Raw genomic sequence first — 15,705 nt, 5'->3', positions numbered from 1 at the left:
TAGGGTGGCGCGGCGCAGCCGCGGGCGGTGAGCGGAGCGAACCCCACCGCCCCCCACTCACCCCACCGCCCCCCACTCACCCCACCACCTCCACGAACCGCTCCAGCGCCGGCGTCATCCGCTCCCACACGAGCGTCGTCTCGCACCCCGGCACGCTCGCCGCCTGCTTTCCGCCCAGCTGCCGGTAGGCGACGCCGCTGCGCTGGAACTGGCGCACGCTCTCGGGCACCCACGCGAGCCCCAGCCCCGCCGACACCAGGTTGACGATGGTCTGCATCTGGATCGCCTCCTGCACGATGCGCGGCTCGCGTCCCGCCGCGTGGTACATCCCGAGCACGGCGTCGTGCAGCGAGGGCACGATGCGCCGCGGGAACAGCACCAGCGGCTCGGCCAGCACCTGCGCCAGCGGCAGGCGCGCCGCGCCCGCGAGCGGATGCGCCTCCGGCAGCGCCAGCACCAGCGGCTCGCGGGCCACCGGCCGGTGCTGCAGCCCGCGCGGCGCGAAGCCGGGCGAGTGCAGCATGAAGCCGGCGTCGATCTCGCCGCGCGCGAAGGCCTCCACCTGCACGTCGCCGGTCGCCTCGATCAGCTCCATCTGCACCTGCGGGTGCCGGGCGCGGAAGGCCCGCAGCCACTGCGGCAGCAGGGCGAATCCGACGGTGGACACGAAGGCGATGCGCAGCCGCCCCAGCTCGCCGCCCGCGGCGGCGCGCGCCTGCGCGGGCAGCACGCGCGCGCGGGCCAGCAGTTCGCGCACCTGCGGCAGCAGGGCTTCGCCGGCGGCGGTGAGCTGCACGCTGCGCTTGGTGCGCTCGAACAGGCGCACGCCCAGCAGGCGCTCGAGCTGGGCGATCGCCTGCGTGAGCGGCGGCTGGGTCATGTGCAGGCTGCGGGCCGCGCGGCCGAAGTGCAGCTCCTCGGCGACGGCGGCGAACTGGCGCCACAGGCGCAGCTCGATGACGGGCTCTTTCATACGCGACACATATTAATCCGCCTCGGAAAACGGATTGGAAAGAATCAGGACGGCGGCGTATCCTCCGCCCCCATGGACAAGAAGACCATCCCGATCCGCCCGCTGCGCAGCGCCAACATCACCGAAGGCAAGTCGCGCGCTCCCAACCGCTCCATGTACTACGGCATGGGCTACAAGGAGACCGACTTCGGCAAGCCGATGGTGGGGGTGGCCAACGGGCACAGCACCATCACGCCCTGCAACAGCGGCCTGCAGAAGCTCGCCGACGCCGCCGTGCGCGGCATCGAGGAAGCCGGCGGCAACCCGCAGATCTTCGGCACGCCGACCATCAGCGACGGCATGGCCATGGGCACCGAGGGCATGAAGTACTCGCTGGTCAGCCGCGAGGTCATCGCCGACTGCATCGAGACCTGCGTGCAGGGCCAGTGGATGGACGGCGTGGTGGTGGTCGGCGGCTGCGACAAGAACATGCCCGGCGGCATGATGGGCATCCTGCGCGCCAACGTGCCGGCGATCTACGTGTACGGGGGCACCATCCTGCCCGGCAAGTGGAAGGGCCAGGACCTGAACATCGTGAGCGTGTTCGAGGCCGTGGGCCAGAACGCCGCCGGCAAGATCAGCGACCAGGAACTGAAGGACATCGAGCAGCACGCCATCCCCGGCACCGGCTCCTGCGGCGGCATGTACACGGCCAACACCATGTCCTCGGCGTTCGAGGCCATGGGCATGTCGCTGCCCTACTCCTCGACGATGGCGAACCCGCACGACGAGAAGCAGAACTCGGCGCGCGAGTCGGCCAAGGTGCTGATGGAGGCGATCCGCCAGGACCTGAAGCCACGCGATATCGTCACGCGCAAGGCGCTGGAGAACGCGGTGGCCGTGATCATGGCCACCGGCGGCTCGACGAACGCCGTGCTGCACTTCTTGGCGATCGCCCACGCCGCGGGCGTGGAGTGGACCATCGACGACTTCGAGCGCATCCGCCAGAAGACGCCCGTGATCTGCGACCTGAAGCCCTCGGGCAAGTACCTGGCCGTGGACCTGCACGAGGCCGGCGGCATCCCGCAGGTCATGAAGATCCTGCTGAACGCGGGCCTGCTGCACGGCGACTGCATCACCATCACGGGCAAGACGATCGCCGAGACCCTGGCCGGCATCCCGGACCAGCCGCGCGCGGACCAGGACGTGATCCGTCCGATCGACAAGCCGCTGTACCCGCACGGCCACCTGGCCATCCTGAAGGGCAACCTGTCGCCGGAAGGCGCGGTCGCCAAGATCACGGGCCTGAAGAACCCGGTGATCACCGGGCCCGCGCGCGTGTTCGACGACGAGCAGTCGGCGCTGCAGGCCATCCTGGACGGCAGGATCAAGGCGGGCGACGTGATGGTGCTGCGCTACCTGGGCCCCAAGGGCGGCCCGGGCATGCCCGAGATGCTGGCGCCCACGGGCGCGCTGATCGGCGCGGGCCTCGGCGAGAGCGTGGGCCTGATCACCGACGGCCGCTTCTCCGGTGGCACCTGGGGCATGGTGGTGGGCCACGTGGCGCCGGAAGCGGCGGCGGGCGGCACCATCGCCTTCGTGAACGAAGGCGACTCGATCACCATCGACGCGCACCAGCTCAAGCTGCAGCTGAACGTGCCCGACGAGGAGATCGCGAAGCGCCGCGCCGGCTGGAAGGCCCCCGCGCCGCGCTACGTCCGCGGCGTACAGGCGAAGTTCGCCTTCAACGCGGCCAGCGCGAGCAAGGGCGCGGTGCTGGACAACTTCTGACGAGTCATGCCATTGCGGCCTCGAGCCGCAATCCACGGCGGTGCCGTGCCACGATGGATCCCGGGTCGAGCCCGGGATGACAAGCCCTCTCTTGTCATTGCGGCCTCGAGCCGCAATCCACGGCAGTGCCGTGCGACGATGGATCCCGGGTCGAGCCCGGGATGACAAGTCCGCTCTTGTCATTGCGGCCTCGAGCCGCAATCCATGGCAGTGCCGTGCCACGGTGGATCCCGGGTTGAGCCCGGGATGACAAGCCCTCTCTTGTCATTGCGGCCTCGAGCCGCAATCCATGGCAGTGCCGTGCCACGGTGGATCTCGGGTCGAGCCCGGGATGACAAGCCCGCTCTTGTCATTGCGGGTTCGAGCCGCAATCCATGGCAGTGCCGTGCCACGGTGGATCTCGGGTCGAGTCCGGGATGACAAGCCCGCTCTTGTCATTGCGGCTTCGAGCCGCAATCCATGGCAGTGCCGTGCCACGGTGGATCCCGGGTCGAGCCCGGGATGACAAGCCCTCTGTTGTCATTGCGGCCTCGAGCCGCAATCCATGGCGGTGCCGCCACTTCCTTGTCATTGCGGCCTCGAGCCGCAATCCACGGAAGTGGCGCGCGGCGGTGGATCCGGGTCGAGCCCGGGATGACGAGTGTTCGGTTTGTCGTCCCTGTCCTACGCATCGGCCTTCCACCCCTGCCTAGCATGAGGTTTTCCCAGGGAGACCCTCATGCAGACGCTTTCCCTCTGGCGGGGCACGGCCGCGCCCACCGGCTACGCGGCGCTCAGCGGGGACGTCACGGCCGACGTGCTGATCATCGGCGGCGGGATCACGGGCGTCACGCTCGCTGACCTGCTGGCCGAGCAGAAGACCACCAGCAAGCCGCGCGTCGTGCTGCTGGAAGCCGACACGATCGGCTGCGGCACCACCGGCAACTCCACCGGCAACCTGTACGAGACGCTCTCGAGCGGCCTGCGCGAGATCGTCTCGCGCTTCGACGCCGAGGTCGCGCGGCAGGTGGCGAAGGAGCGCCGCGCCGCCGTCGCGTTCATCGAGGAGCGCTGCAGCCAGCTGCCCGACGTCGGCTTCCGGCGCTGCCCGCTCGTGCAGTGGGCCGACCGCGCCAACGCCGAGGCCATCCGCGAGGAAGCCGATGCGCTCGCGGCCGCCGGTTGCGCGGTCGAGCGCACGGCCGCCGTCCCCGCGCCGCTGCCCGCCGCCGAAAGCGACGTGCTGGTGCTGCCCGGGCAGGCGCAGTTCCAGCCGCAGGCCTACGTCGCGGCGATGGCGCGCCGCGCCGCCGAGGCCGGCGCCACGATCCACGAGCATTCGGCGGTGCTGGAGCTGGACACGAAGGCGAAGCGCGCCGTCACCGCGTCGGGCTCCGTCACGGCGAAGGAGATCGTGCTCGCGACGCACTCGCCCAAGGGCGTGCACCTCGTGCACACGGAGATGCCGGTGCACCGCGAATACGCGCTCGCGATGGAATGGGGTGCCGGCGCGCCGCCCGGGCCGGGCATCTTCTGGTGGAAGGCGACGGAGCACCTGTCGATCCGCACGCTGCAGGCGGGCGACCGGCACTTCCTGGTGTTCGCCGGGCCGGAGCACAAGGTCGGCATCCACAACGCCACGGCGGGGATGATGGCGCTGGAGATGCTGGCGAAGCAGATCGCGGGTGAGCGGCCGGTCACGCATCGCTGGTCGGCGCAGAACTACCGCGGCGCCGACGGCCTGCCCTACATCGGCCGCAACCACTCCGACTGCTTCATCGCCACGGGTTTCGCCACCGACGGCCTCACCTGGGGGACCGTCGCGGCGCGCCTGGTCGCGGCCGAACTCATGGGACACAAGGCGGCCTTCGCCGACCTGGTGAAGCCGGGGCGGCTCTCGCTCGTGAAGGGCGGCAAGAACATCCTGGAAGAGAACGCGCTCGTGGTGAAGCAGCTGGTCAAGGACTACCTGACGCACCGCCAGGAGGAGAAGCTGTCCTCGCTCAAGCCGGGCGACAGCGCGATCGTGGAAGCGGAAGGCGAGACCGTGGCGGCCTGGCGCGCGCCGGACGGCGAGCTGTTCGCCGTGTCCAACGTCTGCACGCACATGGGCTGCAAGGTGCACTGGAACAGCGTGGAGACGACCTGGGACTGCCCCTGCCACGGCAGCCGCTTCCGCCCGGACGGCACCGTGGTGGAAGGGCCCGCGCTGCGGCCGCTGCGGCGCAAGCACGTGCCGCCCCTGGGCGGCGGGGGCTCAGCGCCGGCGTGATTTGGGACCGAGGCCCAGGTTCTCGCGGCTCTTGTCGATGCGCGCCTGCTTGCGGGCGTTCTCGCGTTCCATCGCCTTGCGCTTGGTGTAGCCTGACCAGTCGGCCCAGGCCCACCACGCCACGGCGAGGGCGAAGGGGGACAGCACGGCCCACCAGGACCACTGCGCCGGGGGGCCGATCTCCAGGTATTTCATGGCGAGCAGGATGATCCCCAGTCCGAGCAGGTACATGCTTTCTCCGATGCCGAAGGCTGATAACCGTCAAGGCCGACGTGGTCAACCGTCGCCCTACAATAGCGTTGAAGGAATGTAACCCAACCTGCGAGGATGTCCCCTATGAAACGTGCCCTGTTTGCGCTGGCTGCCCTGGCCGCCCTGTCCGGTCCGGCGCTGGCTGACCAGGCGCTGGCGACCGCCAAGAACTGCATGGCCTGCCACGCCGTCGACAAGAAGCTGGTCGGCCCGGCCTACAAGGACGTGGCCAGGAAGTACGCGGGCCAGAAGGACGCCGTGGACAAGCTCGCCGTCAAGATCATGAAGGGCGGCTCCGGCGTGTGGGGCCCCGTCCCCATGCCCGCGAACGCCCAGGTGAACGAAGCCGAGGCGAAGAAGCTGGCGGCGTGGGTGCTGTCGCTGAAGTAAGCACTGTCGCCCGGAGAAAAGCCCGCCGTCGGCGGGCTTTTTCTTTGCTGCTGGGGTTCGCTGCGCTCAGTTCGTCTGCGACAACTGCTCGAGGATCGCCGGGTTCTCCAGCGTCGTGACGTCCTGCGTGATCTGCTCGCCCTTGGCGATGCTGCGCAGCAGGCGGCGCATGATCTTGCCGCTGCGGGTCTTGGGCAGGTTCTCGCCGAAGCGGATGTCGCGCGGCTTGGCGATCGGGCCGATTTCCTTGGCGACCCAGTCGCGCAGTTCGTTCGCGATGCGCTTCGCCTCCTCGCCGGTCGGGCGCGGACGCTTGAGCACCACGAAGGCGCAGATCGCCTCGCCCGTGAGGTCGTCCGGCCGGCCCACCACGGCGGCCTCGGCCACGAGGTCCGTCTTCGCGACGAGCGCCGACTCCACCTCCATCGTGCCCAGGCGGTGCCCCGAGACGTTCAGCACGTCGTCGATGCGGCCGGTCACGCGGAAGTAGCCGTTGTCCGGCGAGCGCACCGCGCCGTCGCCGGCGAGGTAGGTGCGGCCGCCCATCTCCTCGGGAAAATACGTCTTCTTGAAGCGCTCCGGATCGCCCCAGATCGTGCGGATCATCGCCGGCCAGGGCTTCCTGATGACCAGCAGGCCGCCGGATCCGTTCGGCAGCTCCTTGCCGGTCTCGTCGACGATGGCGGCCTGGATGCCCGGCAGCGGCAGCGTGCACGAGCCCGGCACCAGCGGCGTCGCGCCCGGCAGCGGCGAGATCACGTGGCCGCCCGTCTCGGTCTGCCACCAGGTGTCGAGCACCGGGCAGCGCTCGCCGCCGACGTTCCGGTAGTACCACATCCAGGCTTCGGGGTTGATCGGCTCGCCGACCGAGCCCAGGATGCGCAGCGAGGACAGGTCCCAGTTCCTGGGGTGCACCTTCGCGTCGCTCTCGGCCGCCTTGATCAGCGAGCGGATCGCCGTGGGCGCCGTGTAGAAGATCGTGACCTTGTGCCTCTCGATCATCTGCCAGAAGCGGCCCGCGTTCGGGTACGTGGGGATGCCCTCGAAGATCACCTGCGTCGCGCCGGCCGCCAACGGGCCGTAGGTGACGTAGCTGTGGCCGGTGACCCAGCCGATGTCGGCGGTGCACCAGAAGACGTCCTTGTCCTGGAGGTCGAACACCCAGTCCATGGTCAGCTTGGCCCACAGCAGGAAGCCGCCCGTGGAGTGCTGCACGCCCTTGGGCTTGCCGGTGGAGCCGGAGGTGTAGAGCACGAACAGCGGGTGCTCGGCGCCCACGGGCTCGGGCCTGCATTCGGTGGACTGGCCCTTGAGCGCCTCGTCGAAGGTCTTGTCGCGGCCGGCCACCATGTTGCAGGCGGTGGGCGTGCGCATGTAGACCAGCACCGAGCGGATGGTCTCGCAGCCGCCCATGGCCAGCGCCTCGTCGATGATGGCCTTGAGCGCCATCTCCTTGCCGCCGCGCATCTGGTAGTTGGCGGTGATCACCGCCACGGCGCCGGCGTCGATGATGCGTTCCTGCACGGACTTGGCCGAGAAGCCGCCGAACACCACGCTGTGCGTGGCGCCGATGCGCGCGCACGCCTGCATGGCCACCACGCCCTCGATGCTCATGGGCATGTAGATGACGACGCGGTCGCCCTTCCTGATGCCCTGCGCCTTGAGCGCGTTCGCGAACTGCGCCACGCGCGCCAGCAGGTCCTTGTAGGTGACGCGGGTGACGGTGCCGTCGTCGGCCTCGAAGATGATGGCCGTCTTGTTCTCGACCGGCGTGCCCACGTGCTTGTCGAGGCAGTTCGCGCTGGCGTTCAGCTCGCCGTCGTCGAACCAGCGGTAGAACGGGGCCTTGCTCTCGTCCAGCGTCCGCGTGAAGGGCTTGGTCCACTGCAGGTTCTCGCGGGCGAGCCGGGCCCAGAAACCCTCGAAGTCCTTCTCCGCGTCGCGGCACATGGCCTCGTAGGCCGCCATGCCGGAAATGCGCGCGGCCTTGACGGTGGCTTCGCTGGGGGGAAAGACCCGGTTCTCGACCAGGACCGACTCGATGGCGCTCATGCTGTGGTTCTCCGTGAGTACAAGTTCGGCGCTACTGTCGGCGGGGCCACTTACACCCCACTGACTGGCGCATGCTCCCTGAATCTAGCCGGTCCGGCACGCAAACTACAATCGCACGGACCCCTAGAACGAACGCTTCATGCGCAAAGACCCCGGCATCAGCCCCGGCTCGCCCCTGCGACCGCTTCCCAACCTGATCTTCGCCAGCCGCTGGCTGCAGCTGCCCCTGTACCTGGGCCTCATCGCGGCGCAGGCCGTGTACGTCGTGCACTTCCTGCTGGAACTGTGGCACCTCGTCGAGGCCGCGGCCGGCAGCCAGGAGGCCCTGCAGGAACTCGTGCGGAGCATAGGCTACAAGGCCGACTCGCAGGTCACGACGCTCAACGAGACCATCATCATGCTGGTGGTTCTGGCGCTGATCGACGTGGTGATGATCTCCAACCTCCTGATCATGGTGATCGTGGGCGGCTACGAGACCTTCGTGAGCCGCATGAAGCTCGAGGGCCACCCGGACCAGCCCGAGTGGCTGAGCCACGTGAACGCCTCGGTGCTGAAGGTGAAGCTGGCGACGGCCATCATCGGCATCTCGTCGATCCACCTGCTCAAGACCTTCATCAACGCGGACAACTACTCCGACCGGGTGCTGATCGCGCAGACGGCGATCCACATCACCTTCCTGCTCTCGGCGATGGCGATCGCCTTCACCGACCGCCTGATGGCGCCCGTGCCGCACGGCAACGCCGAGGTGCTCTGAAGCGGCGTGGGAGTCACGAAGTGTCGACAGTCAGGGTGACAGCGTCGACAGCCTTCCTATAATTGCCGACATTGCCGCGCTGGCGGCGATGCGCAGTCCACCATGTCCAACGTTCCCGCCATCCAGACCGCCGAAGGCCTGCCCCGCAGCATCGCGGAGCAGCTGAAGCAGCTGATCTACGCCGGCGAGTTCAAGGCCGGCGACCGCCTGAACGAGGCGGCGCTGGCGGTGCGCATGGGCACGAGCCGCGGCCCGATCCGCGAGGCGATCCGCATCCTCACCGGCACCGGGCTGGTCACGCCGGTGGTGAACCGCGGCGTGTTCGTGCGCCAGGTGTCGATCCGCGAGATGCTGGAGATCTACGACCTGCGCGCGCTGGTCTTCGGCTTCGCGGCGGAGCGCGCCTGCGAGCACGTGACGGACGAACACCGGCAGAAGTTCGAGGCGCTGCTCGACGGAATGGACGCCGCGGCGCAGGCGGGCGACAGCGGCCTGTACTACGAGCTGAACGTGCAGTTCCACGAACTGGTCCTGCTGCTGTCGCAGAGCCAGCGGGCGCACCAGCTGTACGACAGCTACGTGAAGGAACTGCACCTGTACCGCCGCCAGAACTTCAACGCGCCGGGCAACATGCGCCGCTCGAACGTGGAGCACCGGCGGATCTACGAGGCGATCTCGAAGGCGAACGCTGCGAAGGCGAAGCAGTACGCGGAGGAGCACATCCAGGCGGGGAGGCAGAGGCTGCTGGCGCTGGCGGACGCGTAGGCGCGGCGGGGTGCCCTCACCCCGGCCCTCTCCCGCGAGCGGGAGAGGGAGCAAGCCTTGTCATTGCGGCCTGGAGCCGGCAATCCAGCCCTCTTGTCATTGCGGCCTTGAGCCGCAATCCATCGTGGAGTGGCACTGCGCCACCGTGGATCCCGGGTCAAGCCCGGGATGACAAGTCGCTTCTCTTCACAGGTGTTCGATCACCGCCCGCGTGAACGTCTCCGTATTCCCCGTCCCCCGGATATCCCCCGTCCTCGCCTTCGCATCCGCGAGCGCCGCCGTGAGCCCCCGCTCGATGCTCCGCGCGGCCGCCACCGAGGCATCGACGCCTTTCCTCCGTCCCAGCCAGTCCAGCAGCATCCGCGTCGAATCGATCATCGCGTAGGGATTCGCGATGCCCTGGCCCGCGATGTCGGGCGCCGAGCCGTGCGTCGCCTGCGCCATCGCGAAGTCGCCTTCGCCGATGCACAGGCCGGGGGCCATGCCGAGGCCGCCCACCAGGCCGGCGGCTTCGTCGGTGAGGATGTCGCCGAACATGTTGGTGGTGACGACCACGTCGAAGTTCTGCGGGTCGCGCACCAGCCGCATCGCCATGGTGTCCACGATCACCTCGTCCACCGTCACGTCCGGGAAGTCCTCCGCCGCCTTGCGGCAGGCCTCCACGAACATGCCGCATCCGAGCTTGAACACGGTGTTCTTGTGCACGAGCGTCAAGCGCTTCCGGCGGCTGCGCGCGAGCGCCAGCGCCACGCGGGCGACGCGTTCGCTGCCCTGGCGCGTGATCACGCGCACGGAGATCGTCATGTCCTCGCTGGGACGGAACTCGCCCGAGCCGGCCACGACGTTGCGGTCCGGCTGGAAGCCCTCGTTGTTCTCGCGCACGATCACCAGGTCCACGTCGTCGCGCAGGCAGCCGATGCCCGGATAGGAGCGCGTTGGCCGCACGTTGGCGAACAGGTTGAAGTGCTTGCGCATGATCGGGTGCGGGTTGATCGCGCCCGGCCCCTTGGGGTACTCGCGGTGGCCGATCGGGCCGAGCACGAAGCCGTCCATGCGCGCCAGCGTCTCCAGCGTCCCCGCCGGCAAGGTGGACCCGTGCGTGTCCAGCGCGCGCCGGCCCACCGGCATGGGCCGCCATTCGATGCGCAGGCCGTGCTTCTCGGCCGCGGCCCGCGCCACCTGCACGGCGGCGGGGACCACTTCGTGGCCGATGTCGTCGCCCTCGAGCACGCCGAGGACGAAGTGGGGAGACGTCATGCGCGGGCCTCGTTCCTGCGCGCCGCGGCCATGCGCGCGGCGATGCGCAGCGCCGTCTCCAGCGCGCCGGTCTCCGCCCTGCCCTGGCCGACGATGTCGAAGGCCGTGCCGTGGGCGGGCGTCGTGTAGACGGTGCGCAGCCCCGCCGTCACGGTCACGCCCTTGTGGAAGCCGAGCAGCTTGGTCGCGATCTGCCCCTGGTCGTGGTACATCATCACGACGCCGTCGTACTCGCCCTTGAGCGCCTTCAGGAAGATCGCGTCCGACGACACCGGCCCGCTGACCGCGATGCCCTCTTCCGCCAGCCGCCGCACCGTCGGCGCGATCAGGCGGATCTCCTCGTCGCCGAACAGGCCGCCCTCGCCGCAGTGCGGGTTCAGCGCGGCGACGCCGATCCGCGGCCTGGCATGACCCGCCTCGCGCAGGCTGCGGTCGGCCAGCCGCACGGCGGCGGCGATGCGCTCCGGCGTGACCAGCTCCAGCGCCTGCCGCAGCGCCACGTGCGAGGTGACGCGGAAGGTGGAGAACTGCTCGATCACGTTCATCTCGCCGAAGAAGCCCTCGTGCCGGTTCCACGCGGCGAACATCTGGTGCTCGTCGGGATACTTCCAGCCGCCCGCGTGCAGCGCGGCCTTGCTCAGCGGCGCGAAGCAGATGCCGTCCACCTGGCCCTGCTGCGCGAGCTCGGTCAGGTGGTGCAAGGTCTCGCCGGCGAGACGCCCGGACTCGGGCGAGTTCTCGCCGCGCGGCAGCTTCGCGGGATCGATGTTGCCGAGATCGACCACGGGAATCTCGTCGCGCGACCAGTCGATCGCGCCGACGCTGGCGTAGGCGCGCCAGGCCGGCTCGATGCCCGCGTCGCGGCAGCCGAGCGCCAGCACCCGCGCGTCGCCGACGACGGCGATGCGCGCCACGTCGCGCAGCTTGCCGCTCGCGAGCAGCTTCGCGCTGATCTCGGGGCCGATGCCGGTCATGTCGCCGAGCATCAGGCCGAGGACGGGCGTGCTCATGCGGCCAGCGCGTCCATCAGCTTGGAAATCGCCGGCAGCGACTCCAGTTCCCGCACCATCGCCACCACCTCGTCGGCGCGCGCCTTCGGGAATTTCGCGAACTCCGCGTTCTCGCGGAACTTGGCGGCCACCTCGTCGTAGCTCATGGGCATGGCCGGGCTGCCCTTGCCGAAATCGGCGCGGCCGCTCACCTTGCGGCCGTTGGCGAGCTCGATGTCGATGATCGTGGTCATCTTGTGGTAGCCCGCGGCTTCCGCCTCCTGGTCCACCACGAAGTCCACCTTCTCGATCATCTCCTGCACATCGGGCTGCAGCACGACCTCGTCGGTGAACTCGTTGAGCCCCGCGCGGCCGCGCAGCAGCAGGATCGCCATGCAGAACTCCATGGAGAACTTCGCCTGCAGTTCGTTGCGGGGGCGGTGGTGGATCAGCGCGTTGGGCATGTTGTGGTTGGTGCCCACGCGCACGCGCACGACGTCCTTCGCCTCGATGCGGTGCTCGCGGATCAGGCGCAGCATCTCCGTCATGCCGGGGTGCGTGAGCGAGCCCGACGGATGCGGCTTGATCGACACGCCCGGCTCCGCGAAGGTCCAGGGCCTGCCCAGACGGCCGGCGATCGCATCGCTGTCCCAGCCGCCGCCCGCGGCGCTGAAGAAGCCGCGCGGCGCCTCCAGGATCCGGTCGGTCGCGGTCCAGCCGTAGGACGCGAACTGCGCCGCCGCCACGCCGCTCTCCGAGGCGCGGCCGGCGTGGAAGGGCTTGGTCATGGTGCCGAAGTTCTCGCGCAGGCCGGCCGACTGGCTGCCGGCGATGGAGAGGGCCCGCGCCGTCGCTTCCTCGTCCAGGCCCATCAGCTTGGCCGTCGCCGCCGCCGCGGCGAAGGTGCCGCAGGTCGCCGTCGAATGGAAGCCCGCCTGGTAGTGGCGCGGGTGGATCGCCTCGGAGATCTTGCACTCCACTTCCACGCCCAGGTGGTAGGCCAGCATGGCCTGCGCGCCGCTCGCGCCCAGCGACTCGGCCACGGCCAGCGCGGCCGGCAGCGCCGGCGCCGTCGGGTGCGTGAGCAGGCCGTAGACGCGGTCGGTGGCGACGGCCAGCTGCGTGTCGTCGTAGTCGTCGGCGTGGATGCCCACGCCGTTGGCGAAGGCCGCGAAGCGCGGCGCGACCTTCAGGCGCGTGCCGATCACGGTGGCCGGGCCCGCGCCCAGGTTCAGGTCCGCGAGGTGCCGGCGCACCAGTTCGCCGCAATGGCTGGCCCCGCCGGACAGCGCCAGGCCCAGGCCGTCCAGGATGGACTTCTTGCCCAGCGCCACGACGTCCTGCGGCAGGTCCGAAAGGCGCGTGCCGCAGATGAAATCGGACACGTAGCGCGTCAGGTGCTCGGCCGCCTGTTTCTCGATGATGCTCACTCCAGACTCCTCGTCGTTCCCGTCAAAAAATCAGTGCGCCAGCGCCCGGCAGTGTTCGGGCGGCAGGTGCAGCCACACGTGCTCGCCGGGCGCGATGCTCAGGTGCGAGGGCGCCAGCGCCCGCACCGTCTCGCCGTCCGGCAGGTTCACCAGGTAGTCGCGGTGCGAGCCCAGGTAGATCTGGCGCGCCACCGTGCCCTGCACCGCGTTGGTCTCCGCTTCGGGGCGCTCGCGGGCGAGGCGCACGTCGTGGTGCCGCACGGAGACGGCCGTCTCGCCCTCGCGCGCGAACTCGCCCGAGGCGCAGCGCAGGAACAGGCCGTTGCCGGCCGCCACGCCGTCGGCGCCGTCCCAGCGGCCGCGCAGGATGTTGGTGCCGCCTATGAAGCGCGCGACGAACTCGGTGCGCGGGCGCTGGTAGATGTCTTCCGGCGAGCCGGCCTGCTCGATGGCGCCCTGGTTCATCACGACGATCAGGTCGGCGGCCGTCATGGCCTCGGCCTGGTCGTGCGTGACGTACACGGTGGTGTAGCGGTACTTGTCGTGCAGGCGCCGGATCTCGAAGCGCATCTCCTCGCGCAGGTTCGCGTCGAGGTTGGAGAGCGGCTCGTCCAGCAGCAGCGTCTCGGGCTCGACGACCAGCGCGCGCGCCAGCGAGACGCGCTGCTGCTGCCCGCCCGAGAGCTCGCCGGGATAGCGCTGCGCCAGCTGCGACAGCTTCGTCGCGGCCAGGATGGTGTCGGCGCGCTGCTGCGCGTCGCTGCGCGAGAGGCCGCGCAGCTTCAGGCCGTAGGCGACGTTGTCGAACACCGTCATGTGCGGCCACAGCGCGTAGCTCTGGAAGATCATCGACATGTTGCGGCGCTCGGGCGCCTCGCTCTCGCCCGGCGCCGAGACGCGCCGGCCGCCCACGCGGATCTCGCCGGCGTCGGGCTCCACGAAGCCGGCGATCAGCCGCAGCGTCGTCGTCTTGCCGCAGCCCGAGGGCCCCAGCAGGCAGACCAGCTGGCCCTTCTCCACCGAGAGCGACACCTCCTTGACCACCGCGGCGGCGCCGTAGCGCTTGGTCAGTCCCTTCAGTTCGAGGAATCCCATGGGTCCTTCTTCATCGGAGCGCCGGCAGGCGCGGGCCGCCCAGGACGGGCAGTCGGGTGGCGAGCAGGACGACCGCGAAGGACACGACGAGCAGCGTGATCCCGAGCACCGAGATCGCGCCCATGTCGCCGCTTTCGTTGAGGTCGTAGATGATCACGGACACCAGCTTGGTGTTGGCCGTGGTGAGCAGGATGGTGGCCGACAGCTCGCGGATCGTGCCGATGAAGACGAAGCACCAGGTGGCGATGACGCTGGTGCGCAGCAGCGGCGCCGTGATCAGGCGCAGCGTCCTCAGGCGGGAAGCGCCGAGGATGCGGCTCGCCTCCTCCAGCTCCGGGTGGATGCCGTGGAAGGCGGCGGACATCTGCTGGTAGCCGGCCGGCATCTCGATCGTGAGGAAGGCGATCAGCAGGATCCACAGCGTGCCGTACAGCATCAGCTGCGGATGCGAGTAGGTCAGGAACAGGCCCACGCCCAGCACGATGCCGGGGATGGCCACCGGCGCCGTCGCCAGCATGCCCAGCACGGCGGCGCCGCGCACCGGGCTGCGCGACACCATGTAGGCGGCGAGCAGCGCGATGCCCGTGCCGATGGTGGCGGAGGAGAAGCCGAGCAGGAAGGTGTTCCACATCGCCAGCTGCGTCGCCGAGAACTCGAAGAAGACGAAGTGGAAGTTGTGCAGCGTCAGGCCCGGCGTGCCGTTGCGCGTGAGCGCCGTCTTGAGCAGCGCCGCGTAGGGCAGCAGCACGGTGAGCGAGAGCACGCAGAAGGCGAACAGCGCGCCCACCGGCATCCAGCGGCCCAGGCGCGTGATGCGCGGCTCGCCGCTCTTGCCGCCCAGCACGGTGTAGCCCTTGCGCCCGAGGATCCAGGCCTTGCCCTGCAGCAGCAGCACGGTGACCAGCAGCAGCGGCATCGCCGCCGCCGCGGCCAGCCCCGGCTTCGGCGGGTACTGGAACAGGCTCCAGATCTTGGTGGTGATCACGTGGAAGCCGGCCGGCAGCGCCAGGATGGCCGGCGAGCCGAACATGGTCAGCGCCTGCAGGATCGCGATCAGCGAGCCGGCCAGCATGGCCGGCAGCACCAGCGGCAGCGTCACGCGCCGCAGCGTGGTCCAGGCGCGGGCGCCCAGGATGGACGAGGCGTCCTCCAGGTCGGAGGGCACGCGGTCCAGGCCGTTGGCGACCAGCGTGAACACGTAGGGAAAGGTGTAGCAGGCGATCGCGAACACCAGCCCCTCGAAGCTGTAGATGTTGACCAGCGCCTCGGGCCGCTCGGCGCCCGTCATGGCACGCCACGCGACGTTGATGAGGCCGCTGTTGGGCGCGGCCAGCAGCTCCCACGCGATCGCGCCCAGGAAGGGTGGCGTCACGAAGGAGGCCATCACCAGCGCCCGCACGAGGCGCCGGCCCGGCAGGTCGGTGCGCGCCACCAGCCAAGCCAGCGGCGTCGCCACGGCGCACGACAGCGCGCCGACGCCGACGGCCATGAGGCCCGCGACGACGTAGGGGCGGCGCAGCGTGGCCTCGTTCACCAGGGCGGCGAAGTTGGCCAGGGTGAGCTGGCCTTCCTTGTCGACGATGCTGTAGTACGCCAGCCAGGCCAGCGGCATCACCACCAGGACGGCCAGGACCGCGGCCAGCGTCCAGAACGCCGGCTTCAGGAGGTCGATGCGGAACGGTGCCTTGGCGAGCGCGTCGGCGGAGGCCGGGAACGCGACCGACATC

Annotated in this window: 13 protein-coding genes; 5 read left to right on the top strand and 8 right to left on the bottom strand. The window is 69.7% G+C overall.

Annotation, left to right across the window (positions count from 1 at the left end; translation table 11 throughout):
- Positions 1-76 precede the first annotated feature (76 nt).
- Complete coding sequence (locus ACY0MJ_RS07565) at positions 77-973, bottom strand: LysR substrate-binding domain-containing protein (protein ID WP_462637738.1); 897 nt, start codon at positions 971-973, stop codon at positions 77-79.
- A gap of 72 nt (positions 974-1,045) precedes the next feature.
- Here ACY0MJ_RS07565 and ilvD point away from each other — a divergent pair, with 72 nt between their 5' ends.
- Positions 1,046-2,743, top strand: a complete 1,698-nt coding sequence (gene ilvD, locus ACY0MJ_RS07560) for a dihydroxy-acid dehydratase (protein WP_462637737.1) — start codon at positions 1,046-1,048, stop codon at positions 2,741-2,743.
- Between the two features lie 718 nt (positions 2,744-3,461).
- Positions 3,462-4,994, top strand: a complete 1,533-nt coding sequence (locus ACY0MJ_RS07555) for an FAD-dependent oxidoreductase (protein WP_462637736.1) — start codon at positions 3,462-3,464, stop codon at positions 4,992-4,994.
- Here the strand turns inward: ACY0MJ_RS07555 and ACY0MJ_RS07550 are convergent.
- Positions 4,980-5,225 (bottom strand): TIGR04438 family Trp-rich protein, encoded by a 246-nt coding sequence (locus ACY0MJ_RS07550; RefSeq protein ID WP_462637735.1) that lies wholly within the window; start codon positions 5,223-5,225, stop codon positions 4,980-4,982. The two genes, ACY0MJ_RS07555 and ACY0MJ_RS07550, sit on opposite strands and share 15 nt — an antisense overlap.
- A gap of 105 nt (positions 5,226-5,330) precedes the next feature.
- On the opposite strand from ACY0MJ_RS07550, the gene ACY0MJ_RS07545 reads away from it, so the two are divergent.
- A complete protein-coding gene (locus ACY0MJ_RS07545) occupies positions 5,331-5,636 on the top strand; it encodes a c-type cytochrome (RefSeq protein ID WP_462637734.1) in 306 nt (101 codons plus the stop codon).
- Between the two features lie 66 nt (positions 5,637-5,702).
- On the opposite strand, the gene acs is transcribed toward ACY0MJ_RS07545, so the two are convergent.
- Entirely contained in the window at positions 5,703-7,688 is a 1,986-nt protein-coding gene (gene acs, locus ACY0MJ_RS07540) for an acetate--CoA ligase (protein WP_462637733.1), read from the bottom strand.
- Positions 7,689-7,827: 139 nt separating this feature from the next.
- Between acs and ACY0MJ_RS07535 the strand changes: the two genes are divergently transcribed.
- Both ACY0MJ_RS07535 and ACY0MJ_RS07530 read left to right on the top strand, forming a co-directional pair.
- Positions 7,828-8,442 carry a YqhA family protein gene (locus ACY0MJ_RS07535; protein ID WP_462637732.1) on the top strand — a complete coding sequence of 205 codons (615 nt, stop codon included), beginning with the start codon at positions 7,828-7,830 and terminating at the stop codon, positions 8,440-8,442.
- A gap of 102 nt (positions 8,443-8,544) precedes the next feature.
- Complete coding sequence (locus ACY0MJ_RS07530) at positions 8,545-9,207, top strand: GntR family transcriptional regulator (RefSeq protein ID WP_462637731.1); 663 nt, start codon at positions 8,545-8,547, stop codon at positions 9,205-9,207.
- A 186-nt stretch (positions 9,208-9,393) separates the two neighbouring features.
- On the opposite strand, the gene ACY0MJ_RS07525 is transcribed toward ACY0MJ_RS07530, so the two are convergent.
- Genes ACY0MJ_RS07525 through ACY0MJ_RS07505 form a run of 5 tightly spaced genes read right to left on the bottom strand, consistent with a single transcriptional unit; the run spans position 9,394 to position 15,704 of the window.
- Positions 9,394-10,464, bottom strand: a complete 1,071-nt coding sequence (locus ACY0MJ_RS07525; RefSeq protein ID WP_462637730.1) for an isocitrate/isopropylmalate dehydrogenase family protein — start codon at positions 10,462-10,464, stop codon at positions 9,394-9,396.
- A complete protein-coding gene (locus ACY0MJ_RS07520) occupies positions 10,461-11,474 on the bottom strand; it encodes a PdxA family dehydrogenase (protein WP_462637729.1) in 1,014 nt (337 codons plus the stop codon). The genes ACY0MJ_RS07525 and ACY0MJ_RS07520 overlap by 4 nt, the downstream gene beginning before the upstream one ends.
- Entirely contained in the window at positions 11,471-12,883 is a 1,413-nt protein-coding gene (locus ACY0MJ_RS07515; RefSeq protein WP_462637728.1) for an MmgE/PrpD family protein, read from the bottom strand. The genes ACY0MJ_RS07520 and ACY0MJ_RS07515 overlap by 4 nt, the downstream gene beginning before the upstream one ends.
- A 30-nt stretch (positions 12,884-12,913) precedes the next feature.
- Positions 12,914-13,978: an ABC transporter ATP-binding protein gene (locus ACY0MJ_RS07510; protein ID WP_462637727.1), complete on the bottom strand. Its 1,065-nt coding sequence runs from the start codon at positions 13,976-13,978 to the stop codon at positions 12,914-12,916.
- Between the two features lie 10 nt (positions 13,979-13,988).
- Positions 13,989-15,704, bottom strand: a complete 1,716-nt coding sequence (locus ACY0MJ_RS07505) for an ABC transporter permease (protein ID WP_462637726.1) — start codon at positions 15,702-15,704, stop codon at positions 13,989-13,991.
- Position 15,705: the final 1 nt, after the last annotated feature.

This window comes from Ramlibacter sp. bp-362 (assembly GCF_054956735.1).
The sequence above is the reverse complement of the archived record's forward strand: the minus strand, read 5'-3'. Positions and strand labels throughout refer to the sequence as shown.